At 58.3% G+C, this 17,158-nt stretch carries 10 protein-coding genes; 4 read left to right on the top strand and 6 right to left on the bottom strand.

The genetic code is table 11. The features are described 5' to 3' along the window. Position 1: 1 nt before the first annotated feature. Positions 2–4,135, bottom strand: coding sequence for a hypothetical protein (locus ASD60_RS24545; RefSeq protein WP_056856467.1), 4,134 nt, complete (start codon positions 4,133–4,135; stop codon positions 2–4). A 220-nt stretch (positions 4,136–4,355) separates the two neighbouring features. Between ASD60_RS24545 and ASD60_RS24540 the strand changes: the two genes are divergently transcribed. Together ASD60_RS24540 and ASD60_RS24535 are read left to right on the top strand one after the other, a co-directional pair. Further along, a complete protein-coding gene (locus tag ASD60_RS24540; RefSeq protein ID WP_056856466.1) occupies positions 4,356–6,812 on the top strand; it encodes an EAL domain-containing protein in 2,457 nt (818 codons plus the stop codon). A 77-nt stretch (positions 6,813–6,889) separates the two neighbouring features. Then, a complete protein-coding gene (locus ASD60_RS24535) occupies positions 6,890–7,651 on the top strand; it encodes a TenA family transcriptional regulator (RefSeq protein WP_442966025.1) in 762 nt (253 codons plus the stop codon). Between the two features lie 74 nt (positions 7,652–7,725). On the opposite strand, the gene ASD60_RS24530 is transcribed toward ASD60_RS24535, so the two are convergent. From ASD60_RS24530 to ASD60_RS24510, 5 genes are all read right to left on the bottom strand, one after another. Then, positions 7,726–8,652, bottom strand: a complete 927-nt coding sequence (locus ASD60_RS24530; protein ID WP_056856464.1) for a GGDEF domain-containing protein — start codon at positions 8,650–8,652, stop codon at positions 7,726–7,728. A 364-nt stretch (positions 8,653–9,016) separates the two neighbouring features. Then, a complete protein-coding gene (locus tag ASD60_RS24525; protein ID WP_056856463.1) occupies positions 9,017–9,757 on the bottom strand; it encodes a YciK family oxidoreductase in 741 nt (246 codons plus the stop codon). Positions 9,758–9,946: 189 nt separating this feature from the next. Continuing rightward, a complete protein-coding gene (gene mupP / locus ASD60_RS24520) occupies positions 9,947–10,618 on the bottom strand; it encodes an N-acetylmuramic acid 6-phosphate phosphatase MupP (protein WP_056856462.1) in 672 nt (223 codons plus the stop codon). A 4-nt stretch (positions 10,619–10,622) separates the two neighbouring features. After that, a complete protein-coding gene (ubiG, locus tag ASD60_RS24515) occupies positions 10,623–11,321 on the bottom strand; it encodes a bifunctional 2-polyprenyl-6-hydroxyphenol methylase/3-demethylubiquinol 3-O-methyltransferase UbiG (RefSeq protein WP_056856461.1) in 699 nt (232 codons plus the stop codon). A gap of 58 nt (positions 11,322–11,379) precedes the next feature. Continuing rightward, positions 11,380–12,714 (bottom strand): TRZ/ATZ family hydrolase, encoded by a 1,335-nt coding sequence (locus ASD60_RS24510; RefSeq protein ID WP_056856460.1) that lies wholly within the window; start codon positions 12,712–12,714, stop codon positions 11,380–11,382. 105 nt (positions 12,715–12,819) lie between these two features. On the opposite strand from ASD60_RS24510, the gene mtnA reads away from it, so the two are divergent. Both mtnA and gyrA read left to right on the top strand, forming a co-directional pair. After that, positions 12,820–13,896, top strand: coding sequence for an S-methyl-5-thioribose-1-phosphate isomerase (gene mtnA, locus ASD60_RS24505; protein WP_056856459.1), 1,077 nt, complete (start codon positions 12,820–12,822; stop codon positions 13,894–13,896). 425 nt (positions 13,897–14,321) lie between these two features. Beyond that, positions 14,322–16,976: a DNA gyrase subunit A gene (gene gyrA, locus ASD60_RS24500; protein ID WP_056856458.1), complete on the top strand. Its 2,655-nt coding sequence runs from the start codon at positions 14,322–14,324 to the stop codon at positions 16,974–16,976. The last annotated feature ends 182 nt before the right edge of the window (positions 16,977–17,158 follow it).

Below are 17,158 nucleotides of genomic sequence, written 5' to 3'. Positions count from 1 at the left end.
ATCAGTTCCACAGGACGTTCAAAGCATTTTCACCGCCGTCGAAACCGAACTCCTTGACCACCACCGAACACGATTCGCAAGGTGGCATGGTGGTAGCGACGTTCACGGTTTCGATCGATCCGGCATCGGGGTATTTTTCGCGAATGGCGCTGATCAACTTGCTTTCACTGTCCAGTGATGTGGGCCTGCGCGTCAGTGCCGGGTGATAGTTATCAATTTCGTTTATGGTTGCCGGCACAGCGAGCAGTTTTCCTTCATTCGACACGAGCAGTGATGTGTTGGGAAATTCCTGATTCATATCGACATTGAAGTAAGTCGTTTCACCGACCCTGATCTGATCTGCGCCAAGATTCTGTTTGAACAAAGGCAGATGCCCGGTCGCCCCCTGCGCCCCCGAAACACTGACATAGACCTCGCGCTTCCCGGTGGCAGTGACGACTTCCGCGTAGGCGATGTTTCTGGGATTGAATGAACGCTGGTTGTAAGGGATAAGCTTGTGCAGCTTCATCATCGTTTTCTTGATATTCAATGCGCTGTCGGCATTGTTCAGCACGGTGCTCGGCTCAAGGAACAATGTATCGAAGATTTCCACGGTTCTTTTCCGGAAATCTTCTGATGCGACCTTGCTTCGCGACCAACTGGTTGCCCCTTTGGACAACTGCGTGACAATCATTCGGGTCGAGTGATCGAACAGCACCGCTTCGCCTGGACTGGTATCGACTTTGAGCAGCTTGAGCGTGTCCGGCGGGTTCACGTGGCCGCCAATCGGAATGGCAATCTCTTCCATGGTTTGCAACGCTCGCTCCACTGCCGGCGTGCCGTGAATCCTTGCCACATTGTTGGCATTCAATGAACCGGTGTAGACCGTGAGCAGTTCTTGATTGAGATCTTCCGGCAATCTCGAAGCTTTCCTGAGATTCAGTTTGTCCGTCAGGTTTTGACCTTGTGCCAGTTCGGCGACATAAAAGTGTCCGGCATCCAGGCGGGTAAACACGTAGCGCTTGGATTCGTCTATCGCCGGGATGATGATGGCACCGGCTTCGAAGGTGTCGAACTGACCCTGTTTGCCGTAGGGGATGTCTACCTTGATCCTGCCATAGATCCCTTTCTGGAACTCCACCGTAGCCGGGAGCGATCTTTTAGACTTCAGGGTTTTAAGCAACATCGCCCGATCCGCAGTGGCCGGCGTATAGATACTGTCTCCGAACCACGGCGCCCAGCCTTTAGTCTCGTCGAAACTGCCAATGGCCGGCGTCGGTGCCGGATCGACGGTGACGAATGTGGTCTTGCAGACATCGGCACCCGGATGGCGGCGTACCCGGCAAGGCAAGGATTTGAACATCGCCTGGTCATCGATCAAGTCGGCACGACGCAGTTGGTCGTTGTCCAGTCGATAGGGGATGTCATCCACGAACAGAGTGGTACGACCATCGACTTCGAGTACTTCACGGATACGGGCTTGCTCCGGAAGTTCTACCAGCGTGTGCGTATCGGTGGGGGCTAACGTTTTGAAGGTTGACCGGCCATGTATGAGGTTGTCGCTGTGATTGTGCAGGCGGGGACCATAGGGCAATGACGTTACCGGGTCGACCGGGTGGAATCGGGTCAGGTCCGACGGGCTGGTGTTGCGCACGAGTACATCATCGACACCGTCGATCGTTGCCAGTCGATCACTCGATGTCAGAGGTTTCCAGCGCCCGGGGTCGGTTGCTTGGGGCAGGTTGTGAACCAGTCGGTAGCTGTCGGTGTTTCCTGCCAGTTTTCTCAGTCCACTGACACCAAAGCGGCCCGCCGTATACAGCCCTTTCCACGTACCGCTGCCGATTGCCTTGAGCAATGACGGAACCCCGTCCAACGGGTTCAGGTTGCGCAGCGACGCGACCAGCAATTTTCGGGTCAAGGTTGAAAAGGAAGGCAGACTTGCTTTGACGGCCATGCGCGAGGCTGTGGTCGCGGCCCTGATCAAACGCACCGACCCCGCCATGAATTTTCCGATGGGACTGACGAAAGAAGCCAGGTCCATGGCGAGTCCGATCACGCCTGTGAGTATCTGGCCTGACAGAAGATCGTCAATACTGCCCCAGAAGGGTACAAACGCTTTGGCAATCTCTACGAAAGTATTGCGCCGTTGTTCGTTCCTGGCCCTGATAGTGTCGAATGTTGTCATGCCACGTGCCTGGGCACGTAATTGGTTTTCATCGACGTACAGAAAGTTTGTTGCAATGTATTGGGCCACTGCATTCAAACGGGTGATGGCCTGTGCCGTTCCTTCGGTATTGGCGGTGGCAGGCACGTCACCGACCACGCCGAGGATCGCTATGTAATACGCCTTCTCAGCGGGCCTGGTGCCGTTCAAGTGCGCAGACCAGTCAAGAAGCAGCGAGGTGCTGATTTCAGCAGAGTATGTTTGTCCAGGAATTGAGGCGTGCAAGGGGTACGTGGTGCGGACGCCTTCGACGGTTGAAAACCTCAAGTGGTCTCTGCGACGAATCATGCCGGCGCTGGGTATCAGTTCGTAATAGGTGATTTCATGATTGTGGGTCACCTGTAGAACGAAACCTTTTCGTGGCCGGATATCGCCGCTTGTTTCGATGCGTGCCTGCTCCAGGTGCAGGCTCAGCAGGCGGACGTCACCTTCTACGAGGGCCTGGCGGTCGGCCAGTGGCAGCGAGGTCAGCAGACTGGCGATCAGAGTCTGATAGGCCGTCCTGATTTTCGAGAGGTAGTGTGCAAAGTCCGTTGCAAACTGCTGGTTGATATCAGGCAGCGTCTTGCCCCCGTATCGGGTTAGCACAGGCCTTTCGATGCCCCTGTGGTCTTTGCGAAACGGCTCATGATGCACGGTTCGCATGTCGTCGATTTTGATCCAGAGACTGGTTCGTGTCTTGCCATCGGATTGGGTGACAAAAAATTTTCTGCCGTCATCGAGCTGACCATCGGCATAGACATCGAGGAATGCATCGCCTGGCAGGTTCAACGAGGGCATATCCTTGGAGCCCAGGCTGCTTGGTGGATCATCGCGCAACAACTTGCGCCCGTCCGATTCGAACATTGCTTCGCCAAACACATCATCTTTCGCCTGCTTGGCCATTTTCAGCCTTTCAGGGGGTGGCAAATCGAGGGTCATGACAGCTTTGTTCAGGCTCTCGCTGTGGCTTTCCAGGGCGGCCGTCGCCCGCGTCATATCGTTCTCGTCGTAATCCGAGTTTGCGCGCGATTGAACGATGCCACAGCAGATCGCCCATTCCAGTGCCGGTCCCATCCTCAGTCGGGTAATCTGCTCAAGTTGTTCGGACGAGGCGTCGGCGCTCCGGGACAGGGGCAGGTCGACGAGCTGTTGAAAGGACAGGGTTTGCGATCGATTCAGGCCGAGTTCATCTGCCAGCAGCACGCCGTGCATGAAGTTCACCCACACCACCGAACTTTTGTAGGGAAGGTCGGGCGGGATGTCGCGCACAGCGAAGTCCTTCGAGAGGCGGGTCTGGTACACGCGCGCCAGTAATATCGCATCCTTGATATTGGTGAGCCGCCGGGTGTGCAGCAAGTGCTGTTCGAATTCGCTGCGCAGGCTCTGGTAGCTTTTGCCCCAACGTGCCGGATCTTGCCAGCGGAAGCCGGCGAGTACTTGCGAGTCGTCAGCCGACGACTCCTGAAAATAGAGGCATATGGCTTTGCAAATCAGTTGATTGCGTACGGACGTCGACGTCTGTTCGCCGGGGTGCGCGCCATACCACTTGAGTTTCTTCAGCAGTTGGTCTGCAAGTTCCTGTGTTCGGGGCGCGCTCAAGATTTCCTGGAGAATTACCGAGGGCGTTGTACGCAATTGCTCTTCGGAGGCCAGACGCAGTACATCGCCGCCCAAATGACGGATCAGCGACGATTCACTGCTGATAAAGGTTTTAACGGTATCGACGATTTGAGCATTGATGAGTTTTGTCTTGTACTGGTTGATGGTCAGAGACTGTGCAAGCGTGGGGGCGTTGCGTTGCAAGGTCTTGAAGCGTTGTTGATCCTGAGCTGTAGGGCGGGCAATGAAATAATCGATATCCGGACCGTCATCCAGTCCCAACTCTTGTCGGGCACGAACTTCTTTGGCAGCCGGTGTGTCGGGTTTAGCTAAAGGTGTCGATGTCATGTGGCACTCCTCGTGAAATCAATTCCCGCAACAACACGTAGGGGAATTCTCGAGTGCCCAGTAAATCGATCTCGAAATCTGCTGTGGCTGTACATATTTATGGCAGTGTTTAGAGTGACCGAGGCTGATCCTCCGCTTGCCGGAACCTTGAACTCACCCTAGTCTAGCTACAGCGAATTCGTCCGGATGACGGTCAAGCAGTGCTATTACAAGGGAACACATGAATCAAACGCGGACACTCGGATCGCCACGGCTGTTGGGCATCGTCTGGCCTTTTATCGCCGTTGTGCTGTTCCAAGCCTTGTTGGGCGGCGTTAGCCTGTACGTGCTGTCGGCGGTTCGCGGCTATGTTGCCGGCGAAAGCCTTTGGTCCAAGGGCCAGAAAGACGCCATCTATTACCTCAATCTCTATGCCGACAACGGCGATCAGGACATTTTCCGCAAGTATCAGCAGGCCATTTCCGTTCCTCAGGGCGGGCATGAATTGCGCGTGGCGCTGGATCAGCAACCGCCCGATATCGAAGCAGCGCGGCTGGCCATTCTCAAGGGCGGTAACCACCCGGACGACGTCTCCAGTCTGATCTGGCTGTACCTCAATTTCCGTCATTTCAGTTATCTGGAGAAAGCCATCGACCTGTGGACGGTGGGTGACGACTATTTGGTCAAGCTCGACGACGTTGCACGTGAGATGCACCAGCACATCACCGCCCACCCGACTTCGGCGGCGGACATCCAGCGCTGGAAGGCGCAGATCTTTGCCATCAATGATGAAGTGACACCGGCGGCGAAAGCCTTCAGTGACGCGCTGGGCGAAGGCTCGCGGATGATTCTTCGCTTGTTGCTGCTGACCAACCTCGCTACCGCCCTGGGCTTGATCGTGCTGGCGTTGATGCGTACTCACAAACTGCTCAAGCAGCGCCATGAATTTGCCGATGCCTTGCAGCTGGAAAAGGACCGGGCGCAAATCACCCTGCAATCGATTGGCGACGGGGTGATTACCACGGATGTGGATGGCGCCATCGCCTACATGAATCCGGCCGCCGAGGCGTTGACTCACTGGAAGGCCGAGCAGGCCGCAGGATTGCCGCTCGCGGCGTTGTTCAATCTATTGGATGAAAACGCCCAGTCCGATGGTTTTACCTTGATCGAACATATTCTCAGTGGGCAACTCAGCGGTGGCAGCGAGCATTCAAAACTGATTCAACGCCTCGATGGCAGCACGGTTTCGGTGACGCTGGTGGGGGCGCCGATCAGCAATGCCGGCAAGGTCAGCGGCACGGTGCTGGTGTTGCACGACATGACTCAGGAGCGGCAATACATCGCCAATCTGTCCTGGCAGGCGACTCATGACGCCTTGACCGGCCTCGCCAATCGCCGTGAATTCGAATATCGCCTGGAGCAGGCGCTGCATAACCTGACGCGCCAATCAGGGCGGCATGCCTTGATGTTTCTCGATCTGGACCAGTTCAAACTGGTCAACGATACCTGCGGCCACGCCGCGGGTGACGAGTTGCTGCGGCACATCTGCGCGCTGCTGCAATCGGGTTTGCGTGAAGGCGATACCCTGGCCCGGCTGGGGGGGGACGAGTTCGGCATCCTGCTGGAAAACTGCGGGCCAGAGGCCGCGGAGAAAATCGCCGAGTCGCTGCGCCAGACCGTGCAGAATTTGCACTTCGTCTGGAAGGGCCGGCCATTCGTGACCACCGTGAGTATCGGTCTGGTGCACGTTTCGCAGAATCCGACCACGCTTGAAGCCTCGCTGCGCGCTGCCGACATGGCGTGCTACATGGCCAAGGAGAAGGGCCGCAATCGGGTTCAGGTCTATCACCCCGATGATTCGGAATTGTCCCTGCGCTTCGGCGAAATGGCCTGGGTGCAGCGCCTGCACATGGCGCTGGAAGAGGACCGCTTCTGTCTGTACGCACAGGAAATCGCGCCCCTGGGCGTCGACTCGGGCGGCGGGCACATAGAGATTCTGCTGCGTCTGCATGATGAAGCCGGGCGCATGATTCTGCCCGACAGCTTTATTCCGGCGGCGGAACGTTACGGCCTGATGAGTTCGATCGATCGCTGGGTCGTACAGAACGTATTCAAGATCATTGCCCAATGCCGGGCCGAGCCGCATTGCGGGCCGCTGGCCATGTGTGCGATCAATCTGTCAGGCACAACCATCGGAGATGAGGCGTTTCTCGACTTCCTGCGCGAACAGTTCGTGACGTATTCAATTCCCGCTGAAATGATTTGTTTTGAAATCACCGAAACCAGCGCCATTTCAAATCTTGGCAGTGCAATCAGATTCATCAATGAACTCAAAGGCTTAGGTTGTCTGTTTTCGCTCGACGATTTTTGCGCCGGTATGTCCTCATTCGCGTATCTGAAACATTTGCCTGTAGACTTCCTGAAGATTGACGGGAGTTTCGTAAAGGACATGCTGGACGACCCGATTAACCGCGCCATGGTCGAGGTGATCAACCACATCGGGCATGTCATGGGTAAGCGCACAATTGCCGAGTTTGTCGAAACGACTCAGATCGAACAGGCTTTGCTGGAGATTGGTGTAGATTATGCTCAAGGGTATGTCATTGAACGCCCGCAGTTGTTTACCTGCGATAGTCTCCAGAGTCGTCCGGCCAGGCCTCAGCCTTTGTTGTTCAAGGCCCCTGGCACGTTCCGTTGAAATCTCTCGCTGATCTAATAATCACAATCAAAAGGAGCTCGACAGTGATCGACACATTCAACCGAACCGGACCGCTCATGGAAGCTGCGAGTTACCCTGAATGGGCTCAGCGCCTGATCAAGGACTGCAGCGAGAGCAAGCGCCGGGTGGTCGAACACGAACTGTATCAACGCATGCGAGATAACAAACTCAGTGCGAAGACCATGCGCCAATACCTGATCGGTGGTTGGCCCGTGGTCGAACAGTTCGCGTTATACATGGCCCAAAACCTGACCAAGACCCGATTTGCCCGCCATCCGGGCGAAGACATGGCGCGTCGCTGGCTGATGCGTAACATTCGAGTCGAATTGAACCACGCCGATTATTGGGTGAACTGGAGCCGTGCACACGGCGTCAGCCTGGAAGATCTGCAGGCACAACAGGTTGCCCCGGAACTTCACGCTCTCAGCCATTGGTGCTGGCACACCAGTTCTTCGGATTCGCTGATCGTTGCCATTGCCGCCACCAACTATGCCATTGAAGGTGCGACCGGCGAGTGGTCGGCGGTGGTTTGCTCCAACGGCGTGTACGCCGCTTCTTTCCCTGAGGAAGAGCGCAAGCGTGCGATGAAGTGGCTGAAAATGCATGCCCAGTACGACGATGCCCATCCTTGGGAAGCGTTGGAAATCATTTGCACCCTGGCGGGGATGAATCCGAGCAAAGCCCTGCAGGTGGAGCTGCGTCAGGCAGTGTGCAAGAGCTACGACTACATGTACCTGTTCCTGGAGCGCTGCATGCAGCTTGAGCACGCAGAGAAGGCACCGGTAATCCGTGAGCGACTGGAATTGGCCGAAAGCTGATCCCGAGAAGCCGCTGTAGAACTGTGGGAGCCAGCTTGCTGGCTCCCACAGTCTTTTGTGCAGCGAGCAACGGCTCAGCCTGCCATCGCCAACCGATTACGCCCCTCGCGCTTGGCCACATACAGCGCATTATCAGCCCGTCGCACCAGGCTTTCGGCAGACTCGCCAGGCAGCAGGGTCGAGCAACCGAGGCTTACAGTCAGTTGAATCGAGCGCCCATCGGCGATGTATTCCTCGCTCTGAGCGGCAAACCGCAGGCGTTCACCGACCAGGGCAGCAGCTTCCCGGCTGGTGTTCGACAGCAGAATCAAAAACTCCTCGCCGCCGAAACGAAACACCATGTCGACGTTGCGCAACTGATGTTTGATCGAAGCAGCAACTGCCTTGAGCACGTCATCACCCGCACTATGACCATGGGTATCGTTGATCTGCTTGAAATGATCGATGTCCAGCATCAACAACGACAACGGTTGTAGATGGCGCCGTGACAGATCGATTTCCCGCTGCAGGGTCTGATCCATCGCGATGCGGTTGCCGGTGCCGGTCAACGGGTCGCGTAACGCGCTTTGAGTGGCTGCGCGGTACAGCAGGGTATTGCGCATCGGATACAGCAACGTCGCCAGCAGCGATTCCAGGTTGCCCTGTTCCTGCTCGCTGAAGCGCTGGTTGCGGCGAAACACCAATTCACCCAGATGTTCACCCTCATGGCTGAGGCTGTAGCTGATCGAGTGGTGGCCGCGTTGACCAAACTCAAGGCGCAGGTCGCTGCTCTTGTGCTCGTAGCTCAAGGCATCCAGCGGGACCAGGCGCTGAACTTCAACAAAGAACAGGCCGAGAATGCGTTGGGGTTCAAGACTGGTTTGCAGTTGCAAGCTCAATTGCTGGCGCAGTTTCGCAAGGCTGGCAGGTCTTTCTGGAGAGGGTTGCTGCTGACCAAAACCCAGGCGCTGCAATTTGGCGCTATCGAAGTCAATTGCGTTGGTCTGGGAAGGTGATTTCATATGGCGTGCGCCCTTGAGCAGTAAGGCTGTGTCTTACAAGCTGGGTGAGAGCGGCTTTAGGCTGCGCGTCAGTACTGGTCCGTCAGCCCCGTAGGACATTTCGTACAAGTTTAATCGGCTTTGTAGAAGATTTGGAGTCTGTCGACTCCAGCTCCGCCCGGTTCGCGTTCACACGGCGTATGTGAGCAAGTGCAGAGCGAAAGTCGTGCCAAATCAGGGGGTGTTGATAAGGCCTTATAAATCAAATGTTTAGAAGATTTAAGAACGGTTGTGGTGCATGCGCTGACATAAGTTTGACTGGAGTTTCACTTCGGCCTCGGTGCCGCGACGGAAATTCGCCGCGGCACAAAAGCGACGTACGGCATTACTGGGCGTTAAAAGCTTGCCCGTTGATGCCTGTGCTGTCCGGACCCATCAAATACAGGTAGACCGGCATGATCTCCTCGGGCGTCGGATTGTTGAGTGGATTTTCTCCCGGATAGGCCTGGGCGCGCATGCTCGTGCGGGTGGCGCCCGGGTTGATGCTGTTGGAGCGCACGGGCGCCACGGTGTCGACTTCGTCTGCCAGGGTTTGCATCAAGCCTTCAGTGGCAAACTTGGAAACGCCATAGGCGCCCCAGTACGCGCGGCCCTTGCGTCCAACGCTGCTGGACGTGAATACCACCGAGGCGTCCTTGGACAGCTTGAGCAGCGGCAACAATGTGCTTGTGAGCATGAACATGGCGTTGACGTTGACTTGCATGACCCGCATGAAGTTTTCGCCTGACAGTTGTTCAATCGGCGTGCGCGGGCCAATGATCGATGCGTTGTGCAGCAGGCCGTCGAGGTGACCGAATTCGGTCTCGATCATCGCCGCCAGCTCATCGTATTGATGGGGCAGGGCGGTTTCCAGATTGAACGGAATCACCGCCGGTTGCGGGTGACCTGCGGCTTCGATTTCGTCGTAGACCTGTGTCAGGTTGGCTTCGGTCTTGCCCAGCAACAGCACGGTTGCGCCGTGAGCCGCATAGGTTTTAGCGGCGGCAGCGCCGATGCCACGGCCAGCGCCGGTGACCAGAATGACCCGATCCTTGAGCAAGTCGGGGCGGGCGGAATAATCGAACATAAAAAACCTCACGACAATTCAACAATAAGGCCGGCACTGAACCTGTGGCGAGGGAGCTTGCTCTCGCTCGGCTGCGAAGCAGTCGTAAAACCTGCAAATTCAGTGTGCCTGATAGATTGCAGTGGCAGATTAAAAGGCCGCTTCGCAGCCCAGCGGGAGCAAGCTCCCTCGCCACAAAAACATCTCTACTCAGCAGCTACACAAAGCGCTATCAAGCACCTTGCGCAACTCCAGTGGATGATCGACCACCACATCCGCTCCCCAGTGCCGCGGGTTGTCGTCCGGGTGGATATAGCCGAACGTCACTGCCGCAGTCTTGGTCCCGGCATCGCGACCCGATTCGATATCGCGCAGGTCATCGCCCACGAACAGCACGCTGGCCGGATCCAGGTCGAGCATCTTGCAGGCCAGGATCAACGGTTCCGGGTCCGGTTTGCTGTTCTTCACATGGTCCGGGCAGATCAGCAAGGCCGAGCGTTCGGCCAGCCCCAGTTGTTGCATGATCGGTTCGGCGAAGCGCAGCGGCTTGTTGGTGACCACGCCCCAGATCAGGTTGGCCTTCTCGATGTCCGCGAGCAGTTCGCCCATGCCATCGAACAGTTTGCTGTGCACCGCACATCCGACGAGGTAGCGCTCCAGGAACTCCAGACGCAACGCCTCGAAACCCGGCGATTCCGGGTCCATCGAGAACGTTACCGCGACCATCGCCTTGGCGCCGCCGGAGATCTCGTCGCGGATGTGTTTATCGTTGATCGGTGGCAAGCCACGGTCGGCACGCATCGCCTGGCAGATCGCAATGAAGTCCGGCGCCGTGTCGAGCAGGGTGCCGTCCATGTCGAAAAGAACTGCTCTGATACGCATCGGCTTACTCCTCGCGCAGGGTCTGGATCATGTAATTGACGTCCACGTCGGACGCCAGTTTGTAATGCTTGGTCAGCGGGTTGTACGTCAGGCCGATGATGTCCTTGACGGTCAGCCCGGCCATGCGGCTCCAGGCACCCAGCTCGGATGGGCGAATGAATTTCTTGAAGTCGTGGGTGCCGCGCGGCAGCAGCTTCATGATGTATTCGGCGCCGACGATGGCGAACAGGTACGCCTTCGGGTTGCGGTTGATGGTGGAGAAAAACACCTGGCCCCCCGGCTTGACCATGCGGAAGCAGGCGCGGATCACCGAAGACGGGTCCGGCACGTGCTCGAGCATTTCAAGGCACGTGACCACATCGAACTGTTCCGGCATTTCTTCGGCCAGGGCTTCGGCGGTGATCTGCCGGTATTCGACGCTCACGCCGGATTCCAGTTGATGCAACTGCGCGACCGCCAGCGGCGCTTCGCCCATGTCGATACCCATCACGGTGGCGCCGCGTTGAGCCATGGCTTCGCTGAGAATGCCGCCGCCGCAACCGACGTCGAGGACTTTCTTGCCGGCCAGGCTGACGCGTTCGTCAATCCAGTTGACCCGCAACGGGTTGATGTCGTGCAGAGGTTTGAATTCGCTTTCGCGGTCCCACCAGCGATGGGCCAGGGCTTCGAATTTGGCGATTTCGGCGTAGTCGACGTTGCTCATGGGTTAAGTCCTCTAAAACTTGAAAAATCCTGTTGCCTCGGGGTTGAGTCCGGGGTGCTTACGATTCGGTACGGCCGCTGATGCGTTGGCCCCAGGCCTTGGCAGTGGTGACCAGTTGCTGTTCATCCAGGCGTGTCAGGCGACGGTCGTCGAGCAGTTGCTTGCCGGCGACCCAGACATGTTTCACGCAGTCCCGGCCGGTGGCATATATAAGCTGTGAAACCGGGTCATAGATCGGTTGCTGGGCCAGGCCGGAGAGATCGAACGCGACGATGTCCGCGGCTTTGCCGACTTCCAGCGAGCCGGTGTCGGCTTCGATCCCCAGGGCGCGGGCGCCATTGAGCGTGGCCATGCGCAGGGCGCGATGAGCGTCCAGCGCGGTGGCCGAACCGGCGACGGCCTTGGCCAGCAGCGCAGCGGTGCGGGTTTCGCCCAGCAGGTCGAGGTCATTATTGCTGGCGGCGCCGTCGGTGCCCACGGCAACATTGACCCCGGCCTGCCACAAACGCTCCACCGGGCAAAAACCGCTGGCCAGTTTCAGGTTCGACTCCGGGCAATGAATCACATGGGTGTTGCTTTCTACCAGCAGCGCCAGGTCTTCTTCGCTGATCTGGGTCATGTGAACGGCCTGGAAGCGCGGCCCCAGCAAGCCCAGGCGAGCGAGACGGGCCAAGGGGCGTTCGCCGCGCTGTTCGAGCGCTTGCTGCACTTCGAAGGCGGTTTCATGCACGTGCATGTGGATCGACGCGTCGAGCTCTTCGGCGATCACGCGGATTTTTTCCAGGTTTTCATCGCCCACGGTGTAGGGTGCATGGGGGCCGAAGGTGATTTTGATGCGATCGTGATGCTTGAGATCGCCAAACAGTTCGATGCCCTGACGAATGGCTTCGTCCGCGCTGCTGGCGCCGGGGATCGGGAAGTCGAGGATCGGAATCGCGATTTGCGCACGAATACCGCTGTTGTGGACGCACTCGCTGGCAACCTTCGGGAAGAAGTACATGTCAGAGAAGCAGGTGACGCCACCTTTGAGCTGTTCGGCGATAGCCAGATCGGTGCCATCGCGTACGAATGCTTCATCGACCCATTTGGCCTCGGCGGGCCAGATGTGGTTTTCCAGCCAGGTCATCAACGGCAAGTCATCGGCCATACCGCGGAACAAAGTCATTGCCGCGTGCCCGTGGGCGTTGATCAGGCCCGGGCTGAGCAACATGCCCGGCAACTCGCGGACTTCGCGTGCATCAAGCTTCAGTGCAATTGTGCGTGGGCCGATAAAAACGATGCGCCCGTCGCGGATGCCCAGGGCATGATCCTTGAGGACAACGCCGGCAGGTTCGACGGGTACCAGCCAGGTCGGCAGCAACAACAGGTCGAGCGCAGCGGCAGTGTTCGGCATCGAAGGTCCAGTGCTTTTGTAAAGGATGGCGAAGTATACCCGAGCGTCTTCGCGGGGGGATCGCTATAATCGGCGGCTTTTGTGTTCATGAGTGCGGGGTGTGGGATGCGCGATCGACTGTTGGCTGCGGAGAAGGTGAAGGCCATCGATTGGCGTGATGGCGCCCTCTATCTGCTTGATCAGCGTGTTTTGCCGTTCGAGGAAACCTGGATCGCCTATACCAGCGCGGCCGGCGTGGCCGAAGCCATTCGTACCAGGGTGGTGCGCGGTGCGCCGGCGATCGGCATCAGCGCCGCCTATGGCATCGTGCTGGCGGCCCGCACCCGGATTGCCGAAGGCGGCGACTGGTATGCGGCGCTGGAAGAGGATTTCGCACTGCTCTCCGACGCCCGTCCCACTGGCGTAAACCTGTTCTGGGCGCTGGGCCGCATGCACGATCGGCTTGATCGCCTGAAAGAAAATGCCGACCCGCTGGTGGCGCTGGAAGCCGAGGCGATCGCCATTCACGAAAGTGATCGCGAAGCCAACCTGACCATGGCGCAACTGGGCGTGGACCTGATCCGCAAACACCAGGGCAATGCCCAGGCGATCCTGACCCACTGCAATACCGGCGCGCTGGCCACCGGCGGCTTCGGCACCGCGCTGGGGGTGATTCGCGGTGCGTTCATCGAAGGCATGGTCGAGCGTGTGTATGTCGACGAAACCCGTCCCTGGCTGCAAGGTTCGCGGTTGACCGCGTGGGAGCTGGCCAACGAGGGCATTCCCGTAACCCTGAATGTCGATTCCGCCGCGGCCCACATCATGAAGACCAAGGGGCCTACCTGGGTCATCGTCGGCGCCGACCGGATCACCGCCAACGGTGACGTGGCCAACAAAATCGGTACTTATCAACTGGCGGTCAATGCCATGCACCACGGCGTGCGCTTCATGGTGGTGGCGCCGAGTTCGACCATCGACATGCATTTGGCCAGTGGTGATGACATTCCGCTTGAAGAGCGTGACGGTCGTGAACTGCTGGAAGTCGGCGGCAAGCGCCTCGGCGCGGGAGTGGATGCGTTCAACCCGGTATTCGACGTGACCCCGGCGGATCTGATCGACGCCATCGTCACTGAAAAAGGCATCGTCGAACGCCCGGATACCGCGAAAATAGCGCAGCTGATGTGCCGCAAGCGCCTGCATTAAAGGATTGTTGTGCCTGAAAGGTCGCCATCGCTGGCAAGCCAGCTCCCACAGGGTTTGCGCCCGCCATTAATCCTGTGGGAGCTGGCTTGCCAGCGATGGGGCCTTAAAAGTCAATAAACAACCGCAAGCCAGGCCTCAAATCTGCATACAAAGAAGCTCTAAGCCTCTCTCGTCCGCTTTCAGCCTGTCATCGGTCAACTAACTACTCTCCATGCGCATCTGGGGGATAGGTGCGTGGCGGCTCTTGTGATAACATCCGGCGGTTTCCAGGGTTGCCCCGCGGGGTGACCTTTACTGCGCAGATCCGTGGCATAACTCGTTGATTTGTCGTAAGTCGGTGCATGGCACTCAGCCGGCAGCGGCGAGCTTCGTTGGTCCCATATGGATATGACGAAGTTTCACCAGAAAAAGGAATCAGGCTTCTCATGGGCGAACTGGCCAAAGAAATCCTCCCGGTCAATATCGAAGACGAGCTGAAGCAGTCCTACCTCGACTACGCGATGAGCGTAATTGTCGGGCGGGCACTGCCGGATGCGCGCGATGGCTTGAAGCCCGTGCACCGGCGTGTGCTGTTCGCGATGAGCGAGCTGGGCAACGACTTCAACAAGCCGTACAAGAAATCTGCCCGTGTTGTCGGTGACGTGATCGGTAAGTATCACCCGCACGGTGATACCGCGGTGTACGACACCATCGTTCGGATGGCGCAGCCATTCTCCCTGCGCTACCTGCTGGTAGACGGCCAGGGCAACTTCGGTTCGGTGGACGGCGACAACGCCGCGGCCATGCGATACACCGAAGTGCGCATGACCAAGCTGGCACACGAGCTGCTGGCTGACCTGCACAAGGAAACCGTGGACTGGGTGCCGAACTACGACGGCACCGAAATGATCCCGGCGGTCATGCCGACCCGTATTCCCAACCTGTTGGTCAACGGCTCCAGCGGTATCGCCGTGGGCATGGCGACCAACATCCCGCCACACAACCTCGGTGAAGTCATCGACGGTTGCCTGGCGCTCATCGACAACCCTGAGCTGACCGTCGACGAGCTGATGCAATACATCCCCGGTCCGGACTTCCCGACCGCGGCGATCATCAACGGTCGCGCCGGCATCATCGAGGCCTACCGCACCGGTCGCGGGCGCATTTACATGCGTGCCCGTTCGATGATCGAAGACATCGACAAGGTCGGTGGCCGCCAGCAGATCGTCATCACCGAACTCCCTTACCAGCTGAACAAGGCGCGTCTGATCGAGAAGATCGCCGAGCTGGTAAAAGAGAAGAAGCTCGAAGGCATCACCGAACTGCGCGACGAGTCCGACAAGGACGGTATGCGCGTCGTGATCGAGTTGCGTCGCGGCGAAGTGCCTGAGGTCATCCTCAACAACCTCTACGCCCAGACCCAGCTGCAAGCGGTGTTCGGTATCAACATCGTCGCGCTGATCGACGGCCGTCCGCGGATCCTCAACCTCAAGGACCTGCTGGAAGCCTTCGTTCGTCACCGTCGCGAAGTGGTGACCCGCCGTACCGTGTTCGAACTGCGCAAGGCGCGCGAACGTGGTCACATACTCGAAGGTCAAGCGGTCGCCCTGTCGAACATCGACCCGGTCATCGCCCTGATCAAGGCTTCGCCAACGCCGTCGGAAGCCAAGGAAGCGCTGGTCAGCACCCCTTGGGAATCCTCGGCGGTAGTGGCGATGGTCGAGCGTGCCGGCGCCGATTCGTGCCGTCCGGAAAACCTCGATCCGCAATACGGCCTGCGTGAAGGCAAGTACTTCCTCTCGCCAGAACAGGCGCAAGCCATTCTGGAACTGCGTCTGCACCGCCTGACCGGTCTGGAACACGAGAAGCTGCTGGCCGAGTATCAAGAGATCCTCAACCAGATCGGCGAGCTGATCCGCATCCTCAACAGCGCCACGCGCCTGATGGAAGTGATTCGCGAAGAGCTGGAAGTGATCCGTGCCGAATACGGCGACGTGCGCCGCACCGAGATTCTCGATGCACGTCTCGACCTGACCCTGGGTGACATGATCCCGGAAGAAGATCGCGTCGTGACCATTTCCCACGGTGGCTACGCCAAGACCCAGCCATTGGCTGCGTACCAGGCCCAGCGTCGTGGCGGTAAAGGCAAGTCGGCGACTGGCGTCAAGGATGAGGACTACATCGCTCACCTGCTGGTTGCCAACAGTCACACCACGCTGCTGCTGTTCTCCAGCAAGGGCAAGGTGTACTGGCTGAAAACCTACGAAATCCCAGAAGCGTCCCGCGCCGCCCGTGGTCGTCCGCTGGTCAACCTGCTGCCGCTGGATGACGGTGAATACATCACCACCATGCTGCCGGTCGAGGAATACACCGAAGGCCACTACATCTTCATGGCCACCGCCAACGGCACCGTGAAGAAGACCCCGCTGGAATCCTTCAGCCGTCAGCGCAGCGTCGGCCTGATCGCCCTGGAACTGGATGAAGGCGACGTATTGATCAGTGCCGCCATCACCGATGGCGAGCGCGAAGTCATGCTGTTCTCCGACGGCGGCAAAGTGACGCGCTTCAAGGAATCCGACGTTCGCGCCATGGGCCGTACCGCCCGCGGTGTGCGCGGCATGCGTCTGCCGGAAGGTCAGAAGCTGATTTCCATGTTGATCCCGGAAGAAGGCAGCCAGATCCTCACCGCTTCGGCGCGTGGTTATGGCAAGCGCACCGCTATCACCGAGTTCCCTGAATACAAGCGTGGCGGTCAGGGCGTAATCGCCATGGTCAGCAACGAGCGTAACGGCCGTCTGGTCGGCGCGGTGCAGGTGCTCGATGGCGAGGAAATCATGCTGATTTCCGACCAGGGCACGCTGGTGCGTACTCGCGTCGACGAAGTCTCCAGCCTGGGCCGTAACACTCAGGGCGTGACCCTGATCAAACTGGCCAATGACGAAACACTGGTCGGCCTGGAACGGGTTCAGGAGCCTTCGGAAGTCGAGGGCGAAGAGCTGGAAGGTGAAGAGGGTGCAGTGTTCGAAGGTGACGTCGTAATCAATGATGTCGCCGAAGACCAGCAGCTCGACGCCGCCGCTGACGAAGAACCACAGGAATAAGCGGGTAAACAGGGGGCGGATGAGAATTCGCCCCCTTGTTGTTTGTCCGGTATGAAAATCTGCAACACTGCGAATGATCGTTCCCACGCTCCGCGTAATGAGCGTTCCCACGCTCTGCGTGGGAATGCATCCAATGACGCTCTGCGTCATGGGACGCGGAGCGTCCCCAGCGGCATTCCCAC

It is taken from the genome of Pseudomonas sp. Root562 (assembly GCF_001427125.1).
Taxonomy (GTDB): Bacteria; Pseudomonadota; Gammaproteobacteria; order Pseudomonadales; family Pseudomonadaceae; genus Aquipseudomonas.
Note: the sequence above shows the minus strand (reverse complement) of the source record. Positions and strands in the feature narration are given on the sequence as shown.